This window comes from Pseudomonas sp. F-14 TE3482 (genome assembly GCF_053629455.1).
In genome coordinates, this window is record NZ_JBRJII010000001.1 from 5,319,254 (window position 1) to 5,344,466 (window position 25,213).

22 protein-coding genes are annotated in these 25,213 nt (G+C 60.3%); 8 read left to right on the plus strand and 14 right to left on the minus strand.

Annotated elements, in window-relative coordinates; translation table 11 throughout:
• Window positions 1-12: 12 nt before the first annotated feature.
• The 4 genes from AB7M26_RS23915 to AB7M26_RS23930 are packed head-to-tail and all read right to left on the minus strand — an operon-like array spanning window position 13 to window position 3,977.
• Window positions 13-2,292 (minus strand): heavy metal translocating P-type ATPase, encoded by a 2,280-nt coding sequence (locus AB7M26_RS23915; RefSeq protein ID WP_123494011.1) that lies wholly within the window; start codon window positions 2,290-2,292, stop codon window positions 13-15.
• Between the two features lie 38 nt (window positions 2,293-2,330).
• Window positions 2,331-2,549, minus strand: coding sequence for a hypothetical protein (locus AB7M26_RS23920; RefSeq protein WP_221178752.1), 219 nt, complete (start codon window positions 2,547-2,549; stop codon window positions 2,331-2,333).
• 53 nt (window positions 2,550-2,602) lie between these two features.
• Entirely contained in the window at window positions 2,603-3,280 is a 678-nt protein-coding gene (locus tag AB7M26_RS23925) for a dienelactone hydrolase family protein (RefSeq protein ID WP_123494009.1), read from the minus strand.
• A gap of 1 nt (window position 3,281) precedes the next feature.
• Window positions 3,282-3,977 carry a phosphoribosyltransferase gene (locus tag AB7M26_RS23930; protein ID WP_123494367.1) on the minus strand — a complete coding sequence of 232 codons (696 nt, stop codon included), beginning with the start codon at window positions 3,975-3,977 and terminating at the stop codon, window positions 3,282-3,284.
• A gap of 253 nt (window positions 3,978-4,230) precedes the next feature.
• Here AB7M26_RS23930 and AB7M26_RS23935 point away from each other — a divergent pair, with 253 nt between their 5' ends.
• Window positions 4,231-4,797, plus strand: coding sequence for a phosphoribosyltransferase family protein (locus AB7M26_RS23935; RefSeq protein ID WP_123494007.1), 567 nt, complete (start codon window positions 4,231-4,233; stop codon window positions 4,795-4,797).
• Window positions 4,798-4,989: 192 nt separating this feature from the next.
• On the opposite strand, the gene AB7M26_RS23940 is transcribed toward AB7M26_RS23935, so the two are convergent.
• On the minus strand, window positions 4,990-5,487 hold the full coding sequence (locus AB7M26_RS23940; RefSeq protein ID WP_123494005.1) for a BCAM0308 family protein: 498 nt from the start codon (window positions 5,485-5,487) through the stop codon (window positions 4,990-4,992).
• 388 nt (window positions 5,488-5,875) lie between these two features.
• Between AB7M26_RS23940 and ftsH the strand changes: the two genes are divergently transcribed.
• Window positions 5,876-7,702, plus strand: a complete 1,827-nt coding sequence (gene ftsH, locus AB7M26_RS23945; protein WP_123494003.1) for an ATP-dependent zinc metalloprotease FtsH — start codon at window positions 5,876-5,878, stop codon at window positions 7,700-7,702.
• 6 nt (window positions 7,703-7,708) lie between these two features.
• Here the strand turns inward: ftsH and AB7M26_RS23950 are convergent, their stop codons facing one another.
• Window positions 7,709-10,090, minus strand: coding sequence for a phosphoketolase family protein (locus tag AB7M26_RS23950; protein WP_429386463.1), 2,382 nt, complete (start codon window positions 10,088-10,090; stop codon window positions 7,709-7,711).
• 211 nt (window positions 10,091-10,301) lie between these two features.
• Here AB7M26_RS23950 and fnr point away from each other — a divergent pair, with 211 nt between their 5' ends.
• Window positions 10,302-11,048, plus strand: a complete 747-nt coding sequence (gene fnr, locus AB7M26_RS23955; protein WP_429386466.1) for a fumarate/nitrate reduction transcriptional regulator Fnr — start codon at window positions 10,302-10,304, stop codon at window positions 11,046-11,048.
• A gap of 33 nt (window positions 11,049-11,081) precedes the next feature.
• Window positions 11,082-12,065 carry a zinc-dependent alcohol dehydrogenase family protein gene (locus AB7M26_RS23960; RefSeq protein WP_429386469.1) on the plus strand — a complete coding sequence of 328 codons (984 nt, stop codon included), beginning with the start codon at window positions 11,082-11,084 and terminating at the stop codon, window positions 12,063-12,065.
• Here AB7M26_RS23960 and AB7M26_RS23965 read toward each other — a convergent pair.
• A complete protein-coding gene (locus AB7M26_RS23965; protein ID WP_429386472.1) occupies window positions 12,055-12,975 on the minus strand; it encodes a universal stress protein in 921 nt (306 codons plus the stop codon). The two genes, AB7M26_RS23960 and AB7M26_RS23965, sit on opposite strands and share 11 nt — an antisense overlap.
• Window positions 12,976-13,198: 223 nt before the next feature.
• On the opposite strand from AB7M26_RS23965, the gene AB7M26_RS23970 reads away from it, so the two are divergent.
• Together AB7M26_RS23970 and AB7M26_RS23975 are read left to right on the plus strand one after the other, a co-directional pair.
• The gene (locus AB7M26_RS23970) at window positions 13,199-13,762 is read left to right on the plus strand and encodes a GNAT family N-acetyltransferase (RefSeq protein WP_429386475.1); all 564 of its coding nucleotides are present in this window, start codon (window positions 13,199-13,201) and stop codon (window positions 13,760-13,762) included.
• A 230-nt stretch (window positions 13,763-13,992) separates the two neighbouring features.
• Window positions 13,993-15,813, plus strand: a complete 1,821-nt coding sequence (locus AB7M26_RS23975) for a DAHL domain-containing protein (protein ID WP_123493994.1) — start codon at window positions 13,993-13,995, stop codon at window positions 15,811-15,813.
• Between the two features lie 154 nt (window positions 15,814-15,967).
• Here AB7M26_RS23975 and AB7M26_RS23980 read toward each other — a convergent pair whose 3' ends face one another.
• Window positions 15,968-16,786 (minus strand): aldo/keto reductase, encoded by an 819-nt coding sequence (locus AB7M26_RS23980; RefSeq protein WP_123493992.1) that lies wholly within the window; start codon window positions 16,784-16,786, stop codon window positions 15,968-15,970.
• Window positions 16,787-16,908: 122 nt separating this feature from the next.
• On the minus strand, window positions 16,909-18,192 hold the full coding sequence (locus AB7M26_RS23985; protein WP_123493990.1) for an NTP/NDP exchange transporter: 1,284 nt from the start codon (window positions 18,190-18,192) through the stop codon (window positions 16,909-16,911).
• Window positions 18,193-18,314: 122 nt separating this feature from the next.
• On the opposite strand from AB7M26_RS23985, the gene AB7M26_RS23990 reads away from it, so the two are divergent.
• Window positions 18,315-19,103: an alpha/beta hydrolase gene (locus AB7M26_RS23990; RefSeq protein WP_429386479.1), complete on the plus strand. Its 789-nt coding sequence runs from the start codon at window positions 18,315-18,317 to the stop codon at window positions 19,101-19,103.
• A 1-nt stretch (window position 19,104) separates the two neighbouring features.
• Here AB7M26_RS23990 and AB7M26_RS23995 read toward each other — a convergent pair whose 3' ends face one another.
• From AB7M26_RS23995 to AB7M26_RS24005, 3 genes are all read right to left on the minus strand, one after another.
• Complete coding sequence (locus tag AB7M26_RS23995) at window positions 19,105-19,617, minus strand: DUF6644 family protein (RefSeq protein WP_429386482.1); 513 nt, start codon at window positions 19,615-19,617, stop codon at window positions 19,105-19,107.
• Window positions 19,617-19,967, minus strand: a complete 351-nt coding sequence (locus AB7M26_RS24000) for a DUF6152 family protein (RefSeq protein ID WP_123493984.1) — start codon at window positions 19,965-19,967, stop codon at window positions 19,617-19,619. The genes AB7M26_RS23995 and AB7M26_RS24000 overlap by 1 nt, the downstream gene beginning before the upstream one ends.
• 122 nt (window positions 19,968-20,089) lie before the next feature.
• Window positions 20,090-20,995 (minus strand): LysR family transcriptional regulator, encoded by a 906-nt coding sequence (locus tag AB7M26_RS24005; RefSeq protein WP_123493982.1) that lies wholly within the window; start codon window positions 20,993-20,995, stop codon window positions 20,090-20,092.
• 130 nt (window positions 20,996-21,125) lie between these two features.
• Between AB7M26_RS24005 and AB7M26_RS24010 the strand changes: the two genes are divergently transcribed.
• Window positions 21,126-22,562, plus strand: a complete 1,437-nt coding sequence (locus tag AB7M26_RS24010; RefSeq protein WP_429386485.1) for an amidase — start codon at window positions 21,126-21,128, stop codon at window positions 22,560-22,562.
• A 208-nt stretch (window positions 22,563-22,770) separates the two neighbouring features.
• Here the strand turns inward: AB7M26_RS24010 and AB7M26_RS24015 are convergent, their stop codons facing one another.
• Window positions 22,771-23,586 carry a YfaP family protein gene (locus AB7M26_RS24015; protein ID WP_429386487.1) on the minus strand — a complete coding sequence of 272 codons (816 nt, stop codon included), beginning with the start codon at window positions 23,584-23,586 and terminating at the stop codon, window positions 22,771-22,773.
• A gap of 3 nt (window positions 23,587-23,589) precedes the next feature.
• Entirely contained in the window at window positions 23,590-25,212 is a 1,623-nt protein-coding gene (locus AB7M26_RS24020; RefSeq protein WP_429386489.1) for a DUF2300 domain-containing protein, read from the minus strand.
• Between the last annotated feature and the right edge of the window lies 1 nt (window position 25,213).

A 25,213-nucleotide genomic window follows, 5' to 3' on the forward strand; every position in this document is an offset into this window, starting at 1 on the left:
ACCGGCTTTTCATTAGCGTCTGTCGAGATAACGGAACAGTTCCTCCTCCTGGTCAAAGTGCAGTTGCACAAGGGTATCCAGACGAATCAACTGGTGCTGAATCTCATCGGCGCAAGCCGTTGCAGGGTCGGCACTGAAGTCAGCGCTCATGCGCGCCAGCACATGGATAAGGCGAAAGATCTCTCGATGGGCATGGCTCAATGCCGACAAGGGGTCCTCACCCTGCATGCTTCTTGTCAGCAGCGGGTACAGGTTTTTTTCATCTTCGCGTTCATGGAGGGCCAGTGAGGCTTGCAGCTTATCCACCAGTTCAGCCAAGTCGGCCTGTGCTTGCTCAAGTGGACGCAGGGCAAAGTCGTTGGCCATCTTATGCAGATCGCTCAGCACCGTGGAAAGCTGATCGTGTTCATCCTGCAGGCGATCGATATGCTCCCCGGCAAGCTGTTGGTGCAGACCTCGCGATGGCATCAATGCACGCAGGGCATTGATAATGATCACCACGTCGATGCCTTCCTGCACAATGGCGCCGATAAGCGGCGGCAGGTAACCGAAGGCCGCCACAACCATGGCCAGCACGGACATTCCCATGCCGACCAACACGCCTTGGCGGGCGATGTGACGGGTCCGGCGGGCAATGTCCAGCGCCTCTACCAGACGATCCAGGCGATCCACCAGCAGCACAACCCCCGCGGCTTGCGCAGAGGCCGTGGCACCGCTGGCCCCCATCGCCACACCGACATGGGCCGCCGCCAGTGCGGGGGCATCGTTGATGCCATCGCCCACCATCAGTGTGCTGGCGCGCAGGCAGCCTTCCTGGACCGCACGCACTTTATCTTCAGGAGTCAACCCGGCACGCAGCTCGTCAATACCGGCAGACAGCGCAATCATCTCGGCGGTTTCCAGGCGATCACCCGTGAGCATGACGATTCGCTCGATGCCTCTGTTGCGCAGTCGACGCAGGGTTAGCGGGGTTTCCCGACGCAGGTTGTCCGAGAAAATCAGCAGACCGGCGAGAGCCCCATCCACTTCAATGAAACTGCCACTGCACGCCAGGTAGTCCATGTGGCGCAGCATGGTTGTGGCCCAGCCAGGCACAGGCATGTCTTTATGAACGAACGACAAGGTGCCGAAGCGCACTCGCAGGCCATCGATCAGCCCGCTAAGACCGGCGCCCGGAGTCTCCTCAACGTCCTGCGGCAGGCTGAGCGGCAATCCACGCTGATAGGCCGCTGTGACAATGGCCTGGGAAATCGGGTGCGTCGAGGCCTGCGCCAGCGAAGCGGCCAGGCCAAGCAGGCGCTGCGGATCGAACGCTCCGTTGGTTTCAATCGACTGCAGACGGGCATGGCCGCTGGTCAGCGTGCCGGTCTTGTCGAGAAACACCTGCTTGACCCCGGCCAGCGCTTCCAGGGTCACGCCGTCCTTGATCAGGATCCCGCGCCGCGCCGCCCTGGAGATACCTGACATGATCGCGATCGGCACCGCCAGAATCAAAGGGCAAGGTGTGGCCACCACCAAAACCGCCAGCGCTCGCAAAGAATCTCCACTCATGTGCCAGGCGATCCCGGCAATCAGCAATGTCAGAGGAATGAAGAGCAATGCATAACGGTCGGCCAGACGCACGAAAGGCGCGCGCGAGCGTCGTGCGGCTTCGGCCAGGCGCACCACCCCGGCATAGGTGCTCTGCGCTGCCGTTCGCGTGGCTGTCAGGAGAATGGGCGCACCGACATTGGTCACGCCACTGGGCAGTTGCTCCCCTGCCTGGCGGGTGACCGGCAGTGACTCACCGCTGAGCGCCGATTCGTCCAGAATGGCTGTAGAACTGAGTAGACAGCCATCGACCGGTACCACCTCCCCCAAGCGCACAAGCAGTGTCTGCTGCGGTTGGATCTGCTCAACCGGTATCTGCCGTAAATCGCCACTTTCTTGCAGCCAGGCAAAGCGTGGCGCCCGGTCTACCAGCGCACGCAGCTCGCGTTCGGCGCGTTGTTTGGTAAAAAACTCCAGGATGCGACCTGACGCCAGCATCAAGGCAATCACCGCCGCCACCAGCGTCTGTTCAAAAAACAACGCCGCTGCAATCGACAGCAGTGCAATCAGATCTACACCGGCCTCGCGTCGGGCCAGGCGCCTGGCAATCTCGACGAGCAATACCAGGGCCATCACCAGACTGCCTGCGGCCCAGCAAATCGACGCCCAGTCAGACTTCCCGACGACCTGTGCAATGCCCCCGACCAGCAGGGTCAGGGTGGTGAGCAGCAATAGAGCCGGATCCAGCCACTTACCGAGCATTGATGTGAGTTCCTGCACGCGACATGAATGGATAGAGCTTAGGACTCGAATGCCCGGCATGTTCGCAATGCGTCATCGGTATTGATCAGTATCGGCTTGATTATTTCGGTGGGTGGCGCCCTGCTCGCCTGGACGCTGCTAGCGACCGAATCGGTGTTTACCCCGGCCAGGGAAAACGTCATGCCGGGGCGCTCGCCGTGGAGAACAGCCAGGGTGTGCCGGCCAATGCGCTGTGGATCACCAATGGCTGCATTCAACTTTTCCTGCTGCTGACGCTGTATTCACCTTTCCATTTGGCGTATGACAAGCATCAGACAGTGGTGGTCGACGCTGGACGACTACCGTGCAAGTACCGCTCGAACCAGTCGCCAGCCAGCCTGGCGACTGTTTCAAGCGCGCCTGTTTCTTCAAAAAGATGCGTAGCGCCCGGCACGACTTCCAGACGTTTCTCACACCGCAAGGCATGACTGCTTTGCACATTCAGATTGATCACCACCGGATCTTGCTCACCGACAATCTGCAGGGTCGCAGCCTTCACGCGGGCCAGCGCCGCACCCGCAAGGTCGGTCCGCCCTCCTCGGCTCACCACGGCATGCACCACGTCCGCACGCTCGGCCGCTGCCATTAGCGCCGCAGCGGCACCGGTACTGGCGCCGAACAATCCGATCCGAAGCTGTTGCAGTTCGGCATCCTGGCCAATCCAGTCGATCACCTTCACCAACCGCCCGCAAAGCAGTGCGATATCGAAACGCAGCTCCCGGGTCTGATTGTCCAGGCGTTGCTCCGGTTCCGTGAGCAGGTCGAACAGTAATGTGCCCAGCCCTCGCCGGGCCAGCGACTCGGCAACTTGTTGATTACGCGGGCTTGAACGACTACTGCCGCTGCCATGGACGAAGACCACCAGGCCGACAGCGTTCTTGGGCAGACGCAGGTCGGCAGACAGCGCCACGTCCCCCAGGTCCAGCTTTCGATAGCGAGCCTCAATCATTTCAATCCTCCTGACCGGGAACACTCCCGCCGGATTCTCTGTGCCAGGCCCGTTGCAAAAGATCGATGACTTCATCGTCCGAGGTCTGGGAAAAGTTCATGTACCAATAACCGATCGACATCATCCACTCAGGAATCAGCGGGCAGATCACCTCATCGACTTCGCTATACAGGGCCTCTAGCGTATCAAGCGGTGCCACCGGCACCGCAACGACGATGCGCGACGGTGATTGCAGGCGCACCGCGTGTATCGCCGCCATCATCGAGGCGCCGGTCGCCAGGCCGTCGTCGACCAGAATCGCCACCTGATCCTTGAGTTGCACCGGCGCCCGCGTCCCGCGGTAGGCACGCTCGCGACGCACCAGCTCCTGCGTTTCCCGTGCAACCACGTTATCGAGTGTGCGTTGATCGATACGGTTCGCCCGCAGCGCCTCTTCATTGACGATTTGTATGCCGCCACTGGCAATCGCGCCCATGGCGAACTCCTCATGGAATGGCACCCCCAGCTTGCGGACCAGCATCAGGTCGAGGCGCACCTCCAGGGCCGTGGCAATTTCATAGGCAACCGGCACGCCGCCACGGGGCAAGGCGAGAACGATGACATCGGGTCGATGAGCGTATTTGAGCAACGGTTCTACCAGTCTTCGACCGGCATCAACCCGGTCGCGCAAGAGGGTTTGCGATGAGGGACTCCGAATCACTTGAAACCTCCCCGGCGATCACGCCTGTCGGTTCGTATCACACCGCCCTGACTTCTCCAGACCGTGGGCAGCCGTCGCGTCCTCACTGAATCAAGCATCATCCTTAGTTTAGATTCCGCTCCTGAAATCTCCTTGTTGTTGATTTATATCAAGTCCCCGCGCAAGGCTGTCCAGTGGTCCTCCCAAGGCGCATGCTCTACATAGCCCTTACGCTATGATTCACCCATCGAGCTTTCGACGGGAGACTGCCATGCCTACTCTGCCTGCGGGTCAGCGGTTGCGCTTGTACGACAGCGATGAACTCGATTCGGTGCTGCAGGCGATGGCGCGCCAGGCCGCAACACTGTTGCCGCCCGCTCAAGCGGCATTGGTCGGCATCCAGCGCCGTGGTGAGCCTCTGGCACAGCGTTTACGACAACATCTGTCGCGTCAGACCGGCCAGCCAGAACTGCCTCTCTACCCACTGAAGGTCAAGCGCTATGCCGATGACCTCAAGGTGCTGCATGCACACACTGCACTGACCGAGAACCCGCTTCTCAACACGCTGGACCTTGCCAATACCACCCTGCTGGTTGTCGATGATGTGCTGTTTGAAGGCCATTCGCTCCTGCGCACCTGCGCGTACCTGGCGCAACTCGGTGCTCGTCGGGTCTACACGGCAGTACTGGTCGACCGGCATGTCTGCCAGCAGCCGATCCATGCCGATATTGTCGGCGTGCACCTGCAAGTGGCCGCCCATGACATCGTCGAATGCAACGTGCCCCCCTACGAAATGGAGTTTTGCATTGAAGTGCTGCGTCATGGCGCCGCCCGCTGACTCGCTTTCCAGTCAATTGAGCGTAGTCGGCAAGGTCCGCCCCTAGACTGCCAGAACGCTGCAAGGCACCTGATAAAGGATATGTTCGGTCGTGATCTCCCTGGCGTTGATAAATATCAAATACCTGCGCCAGGCAGGCTACCCGCATAAACCTGCCTGGTAAGCGATAGCAGTTTGTGCGCGTCGATGCTTCTAGTCGTCACGCGTCCAGCTGACGCTCAGCCCGTACTCATTATCGTTGTACTGATAATCGGAGTGTCCTTTGAAAGCCGCTTCAAGTGCATGACCCAGACGGTTCGCGAGATGGATACCGGTGGTGGTCACAATCAGCGCATCCTCTGAGTCGGTCAGGCTGATGAGGCGCTCCAGGGCATGTTCCGCTTTTTCCTGTTCCTCGGTATTTTTGATCAGGTTGACGATTTCATTCAGATGCTCAAGCAAGAAGCTGCCCGATAGCGTCAGCGTACCGGCAGGCCTGTTGTCATTGGTACGCCGACAGGCAGGGCAGATCATCGATTGCGCGTCATGAATCACCGTGTTTTCAGGAATCTTCCAGGTCCAGTTACCCGCTTGATAAGCGGCTCCACACTCCGAACAGATGGCAGAACCTTCGACTCGCGGCAAACAATACGGATCATGCGCCGGGGTTTTGAACAGGTTGTTTTTTTGACTCTGCTGATACTTGTCCATGGTCTTTTCCTCACAAATGACTTGGATAAAAATCCCACGCGAAGCCGTGCTTTCAAATCGCCCCCTTGCAGTGGCGCGCATTGAAAACACCGTGAACCTCAAGACTTAATTTGGACCCGGTTCCTTGCTGCACAGGTTGATAATTGTCAATTCGGGCCAACAACCGACAGTCGGTCACCCCGCTATTGCCAGGGTCCGCATGGCGTAGCGCTTCACCCGCGAGGGAGAAGCTGAAGCAGGCTATCTTTAGTAAAGGGGTCGGTCGCTGGCCTGCAGCAACAGGGTGTCGCTTTTCAATGACTTTTCATCCCCTGGGCGTGGAACAACCCTGACCGCGCGGTGGCGGCCCGTTATAAACGACCCTGCGTTCCCACTCTGAGCCAAGGCCATGAAAAAGAACGACCAGTGGAATCTGTCCTACTTCGCGATCGCTTTTATCGTGCTGAGCCTCGCACAGATTTTCTTCGGCGAGCGCCAGGCGGTGCAGCCCCTCCCGTACAGCCAATTCCTGCAACTGTTGAACGAGCAAAAAGTCAGTGATTTGCGGGTCGACAAAGACCAGATCAGCGGCAAGTTGCAAGAGCCCATCGACGGACGCGAGCGGTTCTCCACCGTGCGGGTCGACCCGGCGCTGGCGACCGAACTCTCTCAATCGGGCGTCGGTTTTACCGGAACCACCGAAAACACCTTTTTGAACAGCCTGTTGGGCTGGTTGTTGCCGTTTGTCCTGATCATGGTGTTCTGGAATTTCCTGTTTCGCGGGATGGCGGACAAACAAGGCCTTGGCGGGCTGATGAATGTCGGTAAGTCCCGGGCCAAGGTGTTTGTCGAACGCGACACCGGGGTCACCTTCGCCGATGTCGCGGGCATCGATGAAGCCAAGGCCGAGCTGGTGGAAATCGTCTCGTTTCTCAAGGACAAGGAGCGATACGCACGCCTGGGCGCGCACATTCCCAAAGGCACCTTGCTGGTCGGCCCGCCAGGCACCGGCAAGACCCTGGTGGCCAAAGCCATCGCCGGGGAAGCCGGTGTGCCGTTTTTCTCGATCTCCGGCTCCGAGTTCGTCGAGATGTTCGTCGGGGTCGGTGCGGCACGGGTCCGCGACCTGTTCGAGCAGGCCAGGCAGGCGGCGCCCTGCATCATCTTCATCGATGAACTCGACGCATTGGGCAAGATGCGCGGCGTCGGTACGCTGGGCGGCAATGACGAAAAAGAACAGACCCTCAACCAGTTACTGGCCGAACTGGATGGCTTCGATCCCCGTGAGGGCGTGGTGTTGCTGGCCGCGACCAACCGGCCTGAGGTCCTCGACCCGGCGTTGTTGCGGGCCGGGCGCTTCGACCGGCAGATTCTGATCGACCGCCCCGACCGCAAAGGTCGGGAGGCAATCCTCAAGGTTCATATGCAGAAAATCACCGTGGAGCCAGGGCTTGATGGCGCACGTATCGCCGAGATCACCACCGGTTTCACCGGCGCCGACCTGGCCAATCTGGTTAACGAAGCGGCCATCGTCGCCACTCGACGCGGTGCCGAAGCGGTCAGCCTGAACGATTTCACCGCGGCCGTAGAGCGGCTCATCGCGGGGCTCGAACGCAAGAGCAGCCTGCTCGATCCCGACGAGCGCCGAGTAGTGGCCTATCACGAAATGGGGCATGCTCTGGCCGCCAGCACACTGCCGGCGATGGATCCGGTGCATAAAGTGTCGATCGTGCCCCGCGCCATCGGCTCGCTCGGCTATACCCTGCAACGACCGACCGAGGATCACTTCCTGATCAGTTGCCAGACCCTCAAGGACCGGATTGTCGTGCTGATGGCCGGGCGCGCCGCCGAGGACCTTGTCTATGGCCAGATCTCCACCGGGGCCGCCGATGATCTGGGCCGCGCGACTGATATCGCCCGCCAATTGATCACCCGGTTCGGCATGAGCGCCGAACTCGGACAATCGGTGCTGGAGCGGCAAAACGCAACGTACCTGGGAGACCGCATGGCCACGGTGGGCGAGAAGGATTATTCGGAACAGACCGCCCGGGAAATCGACCTGGGTATTCGCGCCCTGCTCGATGAAGCCTACCAACGGGCCAAGGCATTGCTGCAGAGTCGCCGGGCCGACCTGGATGAGGGGGCCCGCCTGTTGCTGGAAAAGGAAACCCTCACCCCCGAGGAATTCCCGCCGCTGATGCCACTCAAGCCTGCCCCGGCATTACCGAAACTGTGATAACCATCAAGCCCGGTTATCCGGCGCCGGTGTCCATTGCCACTGCATCACTTCGGGCATGTCTTGCCCGTGTTCGATGAGGTAAAGCTTGTGTTTCTCCATTGTCGCCCAGTAGCGCGCCCGGGCGGTCTGGAGCTGATCATGCAGCCGGGGCACGCGCTCGATGACATCCAGTGCCAGCTGATACCGATCCAGGTTGTTGAGCACCGCCATGTCGAACGGTGTGGTGGTCGCCCCCTCGTCCTTGAAGCCGCGAACATGAAAATTTTCGTGATTGGTGCGCTTGTACAGCAGTCGGTGGATCAGCGCGGGATAGCCGTGGAAGGCGAAAATCACGGGCCGGTCGACGGTGAACAGTTCATCGAATGCGTTGTCCGCCAAACCATGGGGATGGTGGTACGACGGTTGCAGGACCATCAGATCGACGACATTGATCACCCTCACCCGCAAATCCGGCACGTATTCGCGCAGCAAAGTGACCGCGGCCAGGGTTTCAAGGGTCGGAACGTCGCCGGCACAGGCCATGACCACGTCTGGATCGCTATCATCCTGGCAGGCCCAGTCCCACCGTCCGATACCGACCTGGCAATGACGAATCGCCGCATCGATATTCAACCATTGCCATTCCGGTTGCTTGCCGGCCACGATCACGTTGACGTAATTGCGGCTTCTGAGGCAATGATCGGCCACCGACAAGAGGCAATTGGCGTCGGGCGGCAGATAGATCCGGACCACGTCCGCGGTTTTGTTCGCCACCAGATCAATGAACCCCGGATCCTGGTGGGAGAAGCCGTTATGGTCCTGGCGCCAGACGTGGGATGTGAGCAAATAGTTGAGCGAGGCAATGGGTTTGCGCCATGGCACTTCAGCGGCGGTTTTCAGCCATTTGGCATGCTGGTTGAACATCGAGTCGACGATGTGGATGAACGCCTCGTAACAGGAAAAAAGCCCATGCCGGCCCGTCAGCAAATAACCTTCGAGCCAGCCTTCGCACACCTGCTCGCTCAGAATCTCCATCACCCGGCCATCGGCTGCCAGATTGACGTCGTCGACGCCCAGTGGCTCCATCCATGCCTTGGCGCTGACTTCATACACCGCGTCCAGCCGGTTCGAGGCGGTTTCGTCCGGACCGAACAGACGAAAATTGCTCGACGTCAGATTGTCTTTCATCACGTCTCGCAAAAACGCTCCCAGCACCCGTGTGGCTTCTGCGCGCAGACCACCGGGAACCTCGATGTTCACCGCATAATCGGTGAACCGCGGCAGCTCCAGCGGTCGTAACAGCAGCCCACCGTTGGCGTGGGGATTGGCACTCATTCGCCGGTGGCCGGTCGGCGCCAGGGCGGCGATTTCGGGCAGCAAGGTGCCATTGGCGTCAAACAGCTCATCAGGGCGGTAGCTGTAGAGCCATTCCTCCAATTGCCGCAAGTGCGTGTGTTGCTGGAAATCGGCCAGCGGGACTTGATGTGCGCGCCAGGTGCCTTCGACCCGACGACCATCGACGAATTTCGGTCCCGTCCAGCCCTTGGGCGTGCGTAATACCAGCATCGGCCACAAGGGCCGTTCCGGTGGGCGGGTTTGCGGCCGTTGGCGCGCGATCCGTTGAATTTCACGAATCTCCAGCACCATGGTGTCCAGCGTCTTGGCCAGGGCCTGATGAACCTCTGCCGGGTCATCCCCTTCGACGAAATACGGATCGTAGCCATAGCCATACATCAACGCCGATAGCTCCTCCTCGCTGATGCTGGAGAGCACGGTCGGGTTGGCGATTTTGTACCCGTTCAGATGCAAAATCGGCAGCACCGCCCCGTCACGCGCCGGGTTGAGAAACTTGTTGGAGTGCCAACTGGCCGCCAACGTCCCGGTTTCGGCCTCGCCGTCGCCAATGACACACGCCACCATCAAATCCGGGTTATCGAACGCGGCGCCGTAGGCATGGGCCAGGCTATAGCCCAGCTCGCCTCCTTCATGGATCGACCCCGGAATCTGCGCTGAAACATGGCTGGAAATGCCGTAGGGCCAGGAAAACTGCCGAAACAGTCGGGTCAGACCGTTGGTGTTGCACCCCACCGACGGGTTGAATTCGGTGTACGTCCCTTCCATGTAGGTCTGGGCCACGACCGCCGGGCCGCCATGCCCGGGGCCGGCGATGAAGATCATGTTCAGGTCGTGGGTCGTGATCAGGTGGTTGAGGTGCGTATAGATCAGGTTCAACCCCGGCGTCGTGCCCCAATGCCCCAGTAGCCGTGGCTTTACATGCGCCAGCGTCAGCGGCTCCTTCATCAGCGGGTTGTCCTTGAGGTAGATCTGCCCGACCGCCAGATAGTTGGAGGCCCGCCAGTAGGCATCCAGCCCTTCCAGTTGCTCGGCACTCAAAAAATCGCTCATGACGTTCTCCGCAAGGGGCTCGGTATACCGATAAACATGCGCCAATTCTGGGAGTCTGCAACGCGCAAGACTTGATTTACATCAAGTCTTGCGCCAGCCGCCCCGTCTCGACGAGGACGAGCCTTTTCCCGCTCGTCGATTGCCCCCGTAAACACCCGATTGAAGTTGCGATCCAAACTATCCTTTACCCACTATCAGGGGGCTACAAGCAATGCCCGAAACCCGGCCCTACCCACATCATTATCTGAAGGCCGCGTGCTCCAACTGCAGCGTCCTGGAGTTATGCCTGCCGATCGGCTTGACCGGCCAGGAGGTCGAGCGGCTGGATACCCTGATCGTTCAGCGGGTAAAGGTTAAAAAAGGTGCCGCCCTGTACCGGGCCGGTGATCCGTTGCGCTCGCTGTATGCGGTACGCATTGGTGCATTCAAGACCAGCATGCTGTCGGTCGATGGCCGCGAGCAGGTGACCGGTTTTCAGATACCCGGCGAGATGCTCGGTCTGGACGCCATCAGCGACGATCGGCACGCCTGCAGCGCCTTTGCCCTGGAAGACAGCGAAGTCTGCCCCCTGCACTACGCACAACTGGAGAAACTCGCCCAGGAGTTGCCCTCACTGCAACACAACATGAACAAGCTCCTGAGCCGGGAGATCGTGCGTGATCACAGCATGCTCATGATGATGGGTAACATGAACTCCGATGAACGCCTGGCAGCCTTCCTGCTGAACCTGTCGCAACGGCTGAGCATTCGCGGGTACTCGTCCAGAGACTTCGTGCTGAAGATGCGCCGTGAAGAGATCGGCTCGTATCTGGGCCTGCGCCTGGAAACCATCTGTCGGGGCATCGCTCATCTACGGGATCAGGGGTTGGTCGAGATTTCCGGGCGTAATGTCAAAGTCCTGAATCTGGAGGGGCTCAAGCAATTGGTCGTCGGCTGTCACCAGCAGTCGCCCCCCTGACGCCCCAGGTGCATCGGCTTTTGGAGAATCGTCATGCGCGCGATGGTTTTGCATGCCCCCGGCCAGCCGCTGCAACGGGAGGAGCGTGCCATCCCGATACCCGACGCACGCCAACTGTTAATCAAAGTCCTGGCCTGTGGCGTGTGCCGCACCGACCTGCATCTGGTGGATGGTGAATTGCCGCAAGCAGTGCTGCCGCGGGTGCCGGGCCACGAAATCGTCGGTGAAGTGACGGCGGTGGGTACCAACGTCGCGCCCGACTGGGTCGGTAAGCGCGTGGGCGTTCCCTGGCTCGGCTGGACGTGCGGTGAGTGCACATTCTGCCGCTCGGGCCGGGAGAACCTCTGCGATCGCGCCCGGTTCACCGGCTGTCACCTGGATGGCGGTTATGCCGAGTACACCGTTGCCGACGCCCATTTCTGTTTTCCCATCCCGGACGCGCTCTCGGCCGCCGAAGCCGCACCGCTGCTGTGTGCCGGGCTGATCGGTTTTCGCGCCTTGCAAATGGCCAAAGGGGCGCGTCATCTGGGTCTTTATGGCTTCGGCGCGGCGGCGCATCTGGCGATTCAGGTGGCACGGGGCCGGGGGCAGCAGGTGTATGCCTTCACCCGACCGGGCGACAGCGAGGGCCAGGCCTATGCCCGAACCCTGGGCGCCGAATGGGCAGGTCCCTCGGATCAACCGCCGCCGCACCCGCTCGACGCCAGCCTGATCTTCGCCCCCGTCGGTGCGCTGGTGCCACTGGCGCTGGAGGCCACCGTCAAGGGTGGCTGTGTGATTTGCGCGGGCATCCACATGAGCGACATTCCCAGCTTCCCTTATCGATTGCTGTGGGGCGAACGCAGCATCCGTTCAGTGGCAAACCTGACTCGCGAGGACGGCACGGCGTTTTTTGCAGAGCTGCGTCATACGCCCGTGCACAGCAATGTCACCTGTTTCGCCCTGGACGATGCCAATCAGGCACTGGCCAGCCTGCGGGCCGGTCAGGTCAAAGGCGCGATTGTGCTCATCCCCTGACACGCGATCCCGGCTGCTTGACCGCCAGAATACTGCCCGGCACCGAGTAAAGCGCTCGTTCCGTGTTGCTGCCGATCAACCGATCGAACCCCACCCGATGCACCGTGCCCATTACAACGACATCGGCCAGATACTCCTCGACAAACTCACTCAGCACCGGCGCCGGCAGGCCCATGATGAAATGCCGGCGCTCCGGTGGCACGCCATAGCGATCGGCCAGGCTCACAAACGCCTGGTGCAGGGATTGCCGCAGCTCCTCCATGAAGTCCACGTTCCACCCGCCGCTGACCAAGGGCGCATCGCCATTGAAAGCCGGCGACAAGTCATACGCGTACAGCAGATGCAGCGGTGCATCGCATTGCAGGGCCAGTGCATTCGCCGATTGAATGATGGTGTCGTTGAGGCCACTGATTTGCGTCGAGGGGTCGAACGGGTCCACTGCCGCCACGATCCGGTGCGGCAAAGCGTGACGGGCCTGATTGACCAGATGCACCGGCACTTGGCATTCGCGCAGCAGGTGGCAATCCAGAGGGGTGACAAACACGCGCTTGAGCAGCGGCTCCAGCGTAACGTCCTTGATCAGCAGGTCGGGCTTGAGATCTTCGACGCACCTAAGGATGTCCAGCAATGGATGAGTGGTAAAGACCACTTCCACGCTCACTTTCAGTCCCTCACCGCTGAGGCGCTGAATTTCTTCCGCCATCCAGCGGCGATAGCGGCGCAAATAGCGCTGGTACTCCGCCTCATCGGTTTTTTCTTCCCACAAATGGATGATCGGGGCCGGTTCTATGAACGCCCGCACATCCAGAATCGCCCCGCTGACCTTGGCGAGGGCAACGGCGCGCTGCAAGGCCGGGGATTGGTACAGGGTTCGGTCGGCGATCAGCAACACCCGTTGATATTGACCCATCACACACCTCGATTCGGTGCCGGTCCAAAGCGCCGGTATGTTCCCAGACTGCGCTCGTTACCCCCTGCCTCGGTTGATTTACATCAGATGCAAGCGTTTGAGCCTGCCTGTCACGAGTGTCTGATCCAGATCAGATTCAAGCGCCGCCAGCGGCGTAAAAAGAAATGAACCGCGTGGTTCGTTGCGACGCGCGAGCCTTTCAACCCGGATGGAGAATTGCACCATGCTCACTGTTAAAGACCACAATGACCGAGCGGCCGCCGCCTACGCTGCCGTCTCCGGACAGTACTGGATTGAAGCGCTCAGGGACGGGCGCCATGTGCTGATCCGGCCACTGACAGAAAAAGACCGCGAACGTGAATATGCTTTTATCAAGCAGCTGTCCCCGGAGTCGCGGCACATGCGCTTTCTGGCGCAAGTCAATGAGCCCGGCACGGCCATGCTCGACCAGTTGATGGATGTCGACGGCAAGAAGCGGTTGGCTTACATCGCCCTGATCCATGACAACGGCAAACTGATTGAAATCGGTGTCAGCCGCTATGCCGCCACCGCCGACACCGAGTGTGAATGTGCCGTGACGGTTGCCGATGAGTACCAGCATCTGGGCTTGGGCACCACGCTGATGGAGCATTTGATCAAGGCCGCGCGCAAGAATGGTTTTCGTCAGATGTATTCCGTCGACGCCGCCAGCAATGCTCCCATGCGCGATTTGGCCAAAGCCTTGGGCTTTGAGACCCGTCACGATCCCGATGACAGTCGTCAGGTCATTCATAGCCTCGATCTGTAAAAAAAACGCCCCTCGGCGTGATTGGATCCGCCGAGGGGTGTTTCAACACTCAGGGCTCTAACAACGAGTGCCGACCCGCCGTTCGGTGTTTTTTTCAACGGTATCCGCCAACAACGCTAGGCTTACAAACAATGTGGTGATCATCGCCATTTTGCAGGGAGCGCAAAAATGGAAATCATTAACCGTTGGCAAGACCTCTCCCTCAGGATGGCCCAGGGAGGAATGCCGCAATGAAGCTTTCCAATCATTACAAATGGACTGCCTTGGGCGCCATTGCGCTGACTCTTTTCAGCGTACTGATATTTTTGCTGATCAAATCCTTCTCGTACGACACGTCGACCTACTTCGAGTCGCGCGACTTCGTTCGCCAACTCAAGCAGTTCGATGCCAACTGGAACGTGAAGGTGCTGAGAGCAAAAATCGGCATGAACAACAACCTGCTTCTGGTGGCGCACCCTGAAGCAGAGCAGCGATGGGAGCAGCTCGACAACCTCAACGCTACCAGCCCGCTCTCGGCCCTTTGGCAATCCCGACGCCAGGGTTATCTGGATGCGGTGGAAAACAAAACCCGCCTGGTTGAGCAATTCAAACAGCACAACACGGTGCTGCGAACTTCACTGGATGCCCTGCCTGAGCTGGAAGATGACATTCAGGCGCTGCGGGAAGATTCCAATGACAAACAGCCGGTGGTGCATCCTGCTGCGGCCTCACTGGTGTTCGATGTTACGTTGGAAACCCTTGAATACGCCCTCTATGTCTCAAGCGAAAGGGCTGAAGAAATCTCCGAACATCTGAAAAATCTAAATGAATATATCGATCAACTGCCGCTGGAACAGCGCCCGCCTTTCACTGCCTTTGTAGGCGCTGTGAACGCCATCGTTCGAGAGCAGCCCATCGTCAATGATCTGCTCGATCGCATCAGTGTGATTCCGGTCGCACAGCAACTGGACAGCATCAACGAATTATTGAACGAGACACAACGGCGCACCGGCGCGACAGACCGCCAATATCACCTTTATCTCGGAATATGCGCCGGCATCATGGCGCTGCTGTTGTTGTATCTGGCCGGCCGCCTGATTCGCAGTTATGCCCTGATCAACAAAATGAACAATGAGTTGCAAACGGCAAACGAGCGACTGGAACAACGCGTCGAGGAACGCACCCGCGAGTTGATCGAAGCCGAGCGCGAACTGGTCGATGCCGCGCGAATGGCCGGCATGGCGGAGATCGCGACCAATGTGCTGCACAACGTCGGTAATGTGCTGAACAGCGTAAACGTCTCGGCAGATGTGATCACCCGCAAATTGGCGGTCAGCAAAACCCTGGGCCTGGGTAAAGCGGTAAACATGATGAACGAGCATGCCGAAGACCTGGGGCAGTTCATGACCTTCGATGAAAAAGGCAAACTGCTTCGCGGTTACCTCAATCAACTGGTCGACTCCATCGCGACCGAGCAATCGAGCATCGTTGACGAACTGTCACAACTCACCAAAAGCATCGATCACATCAAGGACATCGTTTCCACGCAACAAGCCTATGCCGGTGCCGCCAGGCTGGTCGAGCCGTTGAACGTCGTCGATCTGTTCGAGGATGCGTTACGCATGAATTCCGGCGCGTTAAGCCGGCACCATGTCGTCGTCACCAAGGACTACCAGGACACGCCGGTGATCATCGGCGACAAACACCGACTGCTGTTGATCCTGATCAACCTGATCAGCAATGCCAAATATGCAATGTCCAAGGTCAGCGACCGTCAGCGCCATATGACGCTGGGCGTCAAGATTGTCGATAACACAACGCTGCGCCTCAGCGTAGAGGATCAGGGCGAAGGGATCGCTGCCGAAAACATCACCCGCATCTTCAATCACGGCTTCACCACGCGCAAGGAAGGTCATGGTTTTGGCCTGCACAGTTGCGCGCTCGCGGCGGTAGAGATGAACGGGCACCTTCGCGTGCATAGCGATGGACCGGGCCACGGAGCGGTTTTCACCTTGGAGATACCGCTGGAAACGGCGCATGCATTGCCGACCGCTGGAATGTCTGTCAGTTAAGTCGCAAAACCTGTGGGAGCGGGCTTGCCCGCGAAGAAGGCGGCACAGTCAACATTGATGTCGTCTGACACACCGCTTTCGCGGGCAAGCCCGCTCCCACAGGTTCTGCGTTTTACTTACTGGTATTAATCATCCCGCCATCCCGCCAACGGGCCTACCCCACCAAGGCCATCAACTGTTGACGCTGCGCATCCGTGAGCATCGGGCCAAAACCGGCACCGGCGTTTTCCGCCATGTAGCGCGGGTTGCTGGTGCCGGGGATGACACAGGTTACCGCCGGATGAGCCAGCAGGAACTTGAGCGCCAATTGCGCCCAGCTAATGACCCCCACTTGCGCGGCCCATCCCGGCAGCGGTTTGCCTTTCAAACGCGCGAGCAAACCGCCGCCGCCGAAAGGTCGGTTGCAGATCACCGCCACACCGCGCTCACGGCACAGCGGCAGGATTCGCTTCTCGACACCGCGGTCGTCCAGGGCATAGTTGATCTGCAAAAAGTCCATCGGCTCGGCTTTCAATACCGCTTCCACCTCGTCATACGCCGACGCGGTGTAATGGGTGATGCCGATGTAGCGGATGCGCCCTTCTGCCTTCCATTGGCGCAGGGTGGGCAGGTGGGTTTTCCAGTCCAGCAGGTTGTGAATCTGCATCAGATCGATACGGTCGGTCTGCAACAGCTTGAACGACTGTTCCATCTGCGCGATGCCTTCTTCGCGCCCCTGGGTCCAGACCTTGGTGGCCAGAAACGCAGGCGAACGAGGCCGATGGATCGACAGCAATTCACCGGTCGTCTGCTCGGCGCGACCATACATCGGCGAGCTGTCAATCACCGTCCCGCCCTTCTCGAACAACGCGATGAGCACGGCGGGCAATTGCTTGTAGGCGGCGTCGGAAGGCGCGACATCAAAGCCGCGATAGGTGCCCAACCCGACCATGGGTAACGGCTCGTTGCTGGAAGGAATGGCTCGGGTCAGCATGTTCTTGCCTCCTGTTTCCGTCGACGGCGCCGATGCGGCATAGGCTGGATCGAAGGTGAAGACCGCCGAAACACCGGCAGCCAGCGTGAGTAGTCTTCTACGCGTGAAGACAGCAGGATCGGTCATGGAATTCCCCCTGGCTGTTCATTCATGGTCGCCCTTTGCTCTTGTCGTCTGGCCAGCCACAGACATAACCAGCCCCACAGCCCGGCAAAGGGCACAATCACCACCGCCACCAGCCCAAACCCCGCACCCAGTGCCGTCAACCCGGCGGAGAGCCAGCCACTGGCGGCATCGCCGCCGCGATACACCAGGGTTTCGATCACATTCTTGGCCTTGTACTTTTCCTCACGGCTCACCACCGTCCACAGCACTTCTCGCGCCGGGCGCACGATGGCGAACTCGACGGCGCGGCGCAGCCCTTGCGCCAGCGCGACGGTTGCCGGCACGGGCGCCAGGGCCATGGCGCTAAACGCCACAATCGTCGCCAACGGCAACGCCACCAACGCCCCGCCGATACCAATCAGACGGATCAATGGCGCGGTCAGCAGCAGTTGAAACAGTAACGTCAGCGCCGACACGATCAAATCGACGATGGCGAAGAATTGCGTCCTGCTGGCCACATCAGCATAGCTGCCAGCCACAATCCGTCCCTGTTCGAAATACAGCAACGTTGCGGCACTGGTGTGCAACAACATGAACAGCACCAGCCCCATCAGATAACGCGAGCGCAGGATCAGTGTGATCCCGGCCAGCATGCTACCGCCCATGCGCCGCTCATCCAGCCAGCGACTGCCAGACTGCGACGCTGTGCGCGACAACAACGCCCGATAGCAACGCACCGCACATTCCAGCAGCACGGCCGCCGCGACGGTCAACGCCATCGGCCCAAGATTTGTGGCCATGGTCGCGGCCAGTAACGGCCCGATGAACGTGCCCAGGGTGCCCGCCGCCGCAATAAAGCCGAACAGCCGCCGCCCTTGCTCGCTGGAAAAGCGGTCGACCAGCACGCTCCAGAAAATCGAAACGATGAACAGGTTGTAGATGCTGATCCAGACGAAAAACACCCGCCCTACTGTCACCGCCGCAATGCGCTGAGCGATCAACACGCCAAACACCAGCATCGACAAGGCAATCAAGCGGTAGATCAACGGCACGAAGCGCATGGCAGGCAGCCGCGAAACCAGCGCGCCGAACAGCGGCACCATCACCAGCATCACCACGAAAGTGGCGGTGAACAGCCACTGCAACTTGTCGGCACCGCCTTCAAGGCCCAAGGCATCGCGCAAGGGTCGCACCAGGTAATAACTGGCGAGCACGCAGAAATGGAAGGCAAAACCCAACATCAGGGCCGTTCGTTCGGACGGCAGAACCTTGACCCATTTCAGCGCGTCGCTGGCCGTCATGGGACGGCGCCCGGATACAAGCGTCGAATTTTGGACATCGGTGCGCTCCCCGTACCACAACTATCGATGTACTACACTCTGACAGCGCTCAAGCGATAGCCGTCGTCAGGCCAGAGCAGTCCATGTCGTCCACTAAACTTAGCCGAATGTCGCGCACCCTGATGTCTCTCTTCGCATTCGTTGCCGTTGCGTATCTGGTGCTCTGCGCGGCGCTGTTCGTCTTTCAGCGCGCCCTGATCTACTTCCCGCAACCACGCGCCATCGACTCACCCGAAACACTGCTGACGCTGCAAGTCGCCGATGCGCAAGTGCTGGTGACCGTCAGGCCGCACGACGGCCCGAAAGCGTTGATCTACTTTGGTGGCAATGCCGAGGACGTTTCTCGCAACCTGCCCGATTTTTCCCAGGCCTTTGCGGATCATGCGATCTACTTGCTGCATTACCGAGGCTACGGTGGCAGTTCCGGGTCGCCGTCCGAGGAGGCGATTCAACAAGATGCCATGACCTTGTTTGACATGGTTTACAACACCCATCCCTCCATCGCCGTGGTCGGGCGCAGCCTGGGTTCGGGCGTCGCCGTGCGCCTCGCCAGCCAACGCCCGGCTTCGCGGCTGATCCTGATCACACCCTACAACAGCCTTGAAGACCTCGCCGCCCGCCAGTTCCGCTGGTTCCCGGTGAAGTGGCTGCTTCAGGACAGGTTCGAATCCTGGAGATACGCCGCTCACATCACTGTACCGACGCTGTTGATTGCCGCCGAGCACGACGAAGTCATACCGCGCTCAAGCACGGACGAGCTCTACACCCATTTCGCCAAGGGCGTGGCCACGCTGCAGGTGATACCGGGCACGGGCCACAATTCGATATCCGAAAGCCCGCAGTATCTCCAGCTGCTGGGTTCAGCGTTGTGAGTCAGGTATAGGCCAACAGTCGGCCGCACAGCACCACGGTGACCCATAACCCCATCGAAAGCACTGCCTGCACTTTGGCCATTGCAGGTGCCGCAATGCCTGTATTCCATTGGGCGACTGAACGGTAAACACCTACGTGAAAAAGGGCTGCGTTGAGGCCCGCCGTCGCGATCAGGCACAGCTTTAAAATGAAAATATTGTTGGTGGCGAAGTCATGGGGATGGGCTGTAAACATCATCAGGCCAGCCGGTACGATCAATATCAGGGCAGCGACGGACCATCTCAGCAGATGGCGAGCCAGCGCCGTCACCGGGATATCTTTGGACAGGCCAAGCACCCGCAGATCGAACATAAAAACCGAGCCGACCAGCACCACGAAGCCAATGATATGAACCACCTCGACTATCGGGTAAAGCCACAACTCACTGCGCATGGCCAGCCCGAGTCGCGAGTCATCCAGCCAGTCCAGCCAACTCTGCGGACCTGTCCCCGCGCCGGTACTTGTGGTGTCCATCAGCGCAGCTCGGTGGTTTTATCGCCGATGGTGATGCGCTCTGCTCGCAGTTCATCGGGTTTGTTTCGATTCGGATAACCGACCACGGTCGCCGTCGTACCGACACTCAGCATGTCCTTGGACAGCCCACGATTCTCCATGCGCGAGGGTGGTGCCAGAACGATGTTCCACGTCTTGTCGGCTGTTTTGAGCCGCAAGAGCCCGTGCGGATGGGAATAACCGGATTCCTCGATGGTTCCGTTCAGCTGCATGGACTTGCTGGAATCGTATTCACTCCAGCCGTGATGAGCGAACGCCGCAGTGGCCACCAGTAGCGATGACAGTCCGATGCTTCTGAGCAAGACTTTCATGATGCGGTTCTCCTGTTTTATCTGGAGCTGCTGGGGCTACGACAACGGTGGTTGGCAGGTTTCTCCTATGTCGAGACGAAAGCGTAGGCTAATCGTCGGAAAGGAAAAACACTGGACGAGACTCAACCTCCCACCGCCGCCATGTGCGCCTTCAAAAACCCGATAAACGCCGTCACCTTGGGCGACGGCAAATGCTCCCGAGCCGTTACCGCATTCAGGTCCTGTGGCGGCCCGATCCATTCCGGCAGCACCCGGCGCAGTCTTCCCGCATCTACATCGGCCTGCATGCTTTGATCCATGCCCAGGCTCAACCCTTCGCCGGCACACAATGCATCTTTTAGCAGAGCGGGATCGTTGGCGATGATGGTCGGCTCAACCCGATAACTGCGCATTTTGGCGCCAGCCTTGCGCAACGGCCAAACGTAACCCACATCGCGACGAGCCTGATGCAGCACCAATGTGCGGTGTTGAAGCAGTTCGTCCGGCGTCGCCGGCAAGCCATGGCGCTCGATGTACTCAGGCGCAGCGTAGATGCCCGTGGCGTAACTCGCCAGGCGGCGGGCGACCAGACTGGAATCCGGCAAGGCGCCGAGGCGCAGCGCCACATCAACCTCCTCGCCGACCAGATCCAACGGCACGTGGGACGCCAGAATCTCCAGTCTGATGTGTGGGTACGCCTGACGAAAACCGGCCACCAACGGTGAAAACCAACTGACCCCGAATGAGTACGGCACCGTCACCCGCAGCCAGCCGCGCGGATCATCGCGCAGTTGATGCACTGCCAGCTCGGCGTGTTCCAGGGTGGTGGCGATGTCCTTGCACTGGTCAAAGTAAACCGCCCCCGCCTCGGTCAGGCTCAACTGGCGCGTGGTACGGCGCAACAACTGCACACCGATGGCCTGTTCCAACTCGCGAACGCGGCGGCTGACGGTCGTCTTCGGAATCTGCAAGGCGTGGGCCGCGGCGGTGAAACTGCCCAACCTAACCACGCGCACAAACACCAGCGTGTCATTCAAGTCCCGGATCATTCGAGCCACCTGCGAGGGAAAATCAAGATGGCTCAATTGTGCCACTGACGGCACATTTCATACCGCTTTTATGGGCTAATCAGCGCCGCGGGCGGCACCTATCATCGGGGCTCTCAACTGGAGAACTCCCATGAATCTGAACGAATATGTAACCTGCGACGGTATCGGCCTCGCGCAATTGGTGGCGACTGGCGAAGTCACGTCGGCTGAACTGGCAGAGCTGGCCATAGCCGCCGTGCAGCAGGTCAACCCGCAAATCAACGCGGTCATTGAACACTGGTCGCCCACTGTCACCGAGGGCACGGGGCCGCTGGCCGGGGTGCCCTTCCTGATCAAGGACCTGGCGATTACCTCGGCCGGCCGCCGCGTTGAGCTGGGCAGTCGATTGGCCCAAGGCCTGGTGGCCGAGTCGGATTCGTACCTGATGCAACGCTTCAACGCCGCGGGCCTCGCCACCCTGGGGCGCACCACCACCCCGGAAATGGCCTTTAGCACCGAGACCGAATCCGTGCTCCAGGGCCCGACCCGCAACCCGTGGGACACTCGGCTGTCGGCCGGCGGATCGAGCGGTGGTTCGGGTGCCGCGGTCGCTGCCGGTATCGTGCCGATTGCCCATGCCACTGACGCAGCGGGTTCGATCCGCGTACCGGCATCTTACAACGGGCTGGTCGGGCTGAAACCGACGCGCGGCAGAGCCTCGAACGGCCCGGCGCTCGATGAGGTGTTTGCCGGTTTCGGCGTACAACTCGGTCTGTCGAGAACCGTGCGCGACAGCGCGGCGTTGATGGACATCGTCCAGGGCTATGCGCCGGGCGATCCTTACTACACCGCCGCACCGGCCGAAGGTTTTCTGGCGCAGGTGGGACGCGATCCAGGACGATTGCGCATCGGCCTGCTCGACACACCGTGGAACGGCGCCGCACTGGATCCCGAGATTGCCGAGGCCACCTTGGCCGTGGCCCGCGAACTGGAAGCGCTCGGTCATCGCGTGGAACGAGTGACCGCACCACTCGGTACGTCGTGGGATTCATTCGTCCAGGCCAACGCCCACATCTGGTGTGCCACCCTCGTGCGCTGGATCGACGGGCTCGCCGCCGCCACTTCAAGGCCCATCGACCTGAGCACCCTGGAGCCCGCCACCCTCGCCTGTTACGCGTACGGCCTACAGGCCCGCGCCGTGGAGTTCGCCGGCGCGCTGGAAGTGCGCAACCTCATTGCCCGCAGCGTGGCCGGTTGGTTCGACGACTTCGACGTACTGCTGACGCCGACCCTGCCGCGCCTGCCCCACGCCCTCGACACCTACAGCCGTGGAGCGCAAACCATGGACGGTTTGCAATGGACTGCGCGGGTCTTCGAGCACTCACCGTTCACACCGGTGTTCAATGTGGCGGGGACGCCGGCGATGTCGTTGCCGCTGGTCATGTCCCGCCAGCAAGGTTTGCCCATCGGCCTGCAATTTGCCGCGCGATTCGGGGCTGAGGAGGTGTTGTTACGGTTGGCCGGGCAATTGGAGCAGGCGCTGCCGTGGCATGAGCGCAAGCCGCGGATTTGGGTCGGGGATAACTGAGTCAATGCCCCGACAACAGTGCTTGTTCAGCGGTCTCACTTCGGTTTTTGTGCTGGGAGGGCTGGCCTCATCGCGGGCAAGCCCGCTCCCACAGTGATCGGTGTCGTTCACAAATCTTTTGGTCAAAGCAGATACCTGTGGGAGCGGGCTTGCCCGCGATGAGGCCCGCACGAACCCCCTCAAACATAACTGCTGGTTTATTTGCTACTCACGGATAACTAAACCCCTTAACCAACGTCAACTCCCCCACCGCCCGCATCGGCACCAGGAACGTTTCCATCTTCTCGTTCGGCGTCCCCTCCTCCGTAATCACCGTGATCTGCGCAGTAGTCAGAGCCTGCTGTGCCTCTTCCTGCCCCTCCTCATCACTGCGATACCCGCCACCGTAGTAGTTCACGTACACCAGGTATTGCCCCTTGATCGGCGCTGGCATGGCGAAGATTTCCGGGCCGTAGCCGGTGGTGACGTCGACGTCGAGTGCGCCGCCGTTGGCTGCAACGCGGTCGCCGTACCAGATGTGGCCGCCGTCAGGCGTGACAAGGTGCAGGTCGAGGTCGGTGCCGTCGCTGTCCCAGGCCAGCAGCACTCGCAACTTGGCCGGGGTGGCGCCACCGCTGGCATTGAGGAACTGCGTGCGATGGCGTTGTTGACCATCGGGGCTGCGGACTTCAACGCTGTTGCTGCCGTTGGGGAATGAGAACGGGCGGTCGAAGCGGCCGGCGGGGTCGAGCTTCAGCGGCATGCTGACACCGTTGACGATCAGCTTGCCGGGCTCATTGCCCTTGGGCGTGGATTTGATTTGGCCGGTAATGCGAGCGGTATTGGCCTGCCCCACCGGTGTGTTGACCGAGGACGCCGGGTAATTAACCGTCTGACGAAAGTTTTCGCCTTCGCCTTCGGGCGCGCCTGTGCGCCAGCCGCCGACGGGCGTGTCGAGTTTGACCGCGCTGTCGGTGGCGAACGTGGTCGGCCATACGCAAAAGGAACAAAGGAACAGGAGGACCTGTGGGTAACGGAGTTTCATGGCCTAATCCAGCAAGAGGTGGCGGGCGAGCCCTTCGATGTAGGTTTCATCCTGGCCGTTGGGGTGTGCTTCGAAGGCCAGGTGCAGGTATTCGTGGGTCAGGTCGAGGCGGTCTTGCAGCGACAGCACGCCGCGCACGTAAATGCGCTGGCGTTCGCGATCGACAAAAGGACGGCCGAAAGCCAGGCGGCAGACGGCGAAGGTGTTGACTTCGTTGTAACCAACTTCGCTTTCCAGCCGTGGTCGCCAGCCGCGGCGTTGTTTTTGCAGCCAGTCTTGCGCGGCGGGCAATGCATCGCAGGAAGCCACTGGATTGTCCCAGCGGCTGAGGCTCGCGCGCGGGTAAGCGTGCAGCAGGATGGCGTCATAGCGTTGACCGGCATTGGCCTGTTCGACGGCTTGCAGCCAGGAGAGCTTGTCCGGCCCCGGTTGGTCGGAGTGATAGGTGACGTCGCTGCCGGCAAGGACCAGGTCGCTGGTCCACGCGGCGATGTTGCGTGATTCGGTCGCGGCCGGGCGTGGGGCGACGCGCTGTCGGCTGCTGCTGTCGTCGATGCTCAGACAGTCGCCGTTGCGGGTGGCGTTTTGCAGCAGGTAGGTGCGGATCGCGACGCTCAGGGCTTTGGCGGCTTCGGCAGGTTCGGGTCTGGCTTCGCGCTGCAGGACGCGGGCGACGTACTCTTCGCGATCCAGGCGGGCGACGAGTTTGTCCTTGAGCAAGAACAACTCGCCGTCGCTATGGATATCGAGTTGATTGCCGTTGGCGAACTCGACGCGATAGTCGCCTTGCAAAGGCCCGGGCGCTAACACGCGATCCCCCGCCAGCACGCGTTTCAGCGGATAACGCGCGAACAGGCCGACCTCAACGCACTTCCCCGCCTCGGCAGGCCATGACGAAGGCAACACCGTCGCCAGTGCCTGACCGTAATTGCGCAAGACCATTTGACTGGTGCCGCGCCCACCGGCCCAGATCGGCGTGCCGTCTGCCGTCCAGCCAGCGAACCCGCCCTGGCGCGACGAAGGATCCTGATCCCCCAACCAGCTCCAGGTTTTCACCCGCAACCGGCCGCCAAGCTCACCGACGACATTGCCATCAGCCGCATTCAGCACCACATCAAGCAACACTTGCCGCGCCTGATCCTGCGCCGGCATCCCGGCCAAGACCTTCAGCAACTCAGACACCGAAACCCGGGTCTGCGGTTGCAACGACGGCAAGTCCAGCAACCACTTCGGCGCTTGTCTCGCCTGCCAATACTCGCGCCATTCAGCGCCAGCAATGCCCAGGCGCGCAGGCTCAAAGTACAACCCGCAAGACTTCACCAACGCCTGATCGCGCTCAATCCTGCCGCCCGCGGTGCAGCAATAGACTTCTTCCTTCGATTGCCCGCGACACGCATAAGCCGGTTCACGCGCGCCGGTGTCCACCAGCCAGCCGTAGACAAACAGCTTCCACAAGCTGCCCAGAGGGGTTTGCAGATCAGCAGGCAATGGCTCACGCGAGATCACCTGAGTGCGGTTCAACGAAAGCAATTCATCCTTGAAGCCCAGTCGCAACGGCTCGTCCTGCGCTGTCGCCAGCGCAGGGATCAAACACAACAGCCACACCCAGACCAAACGACGGGTCATG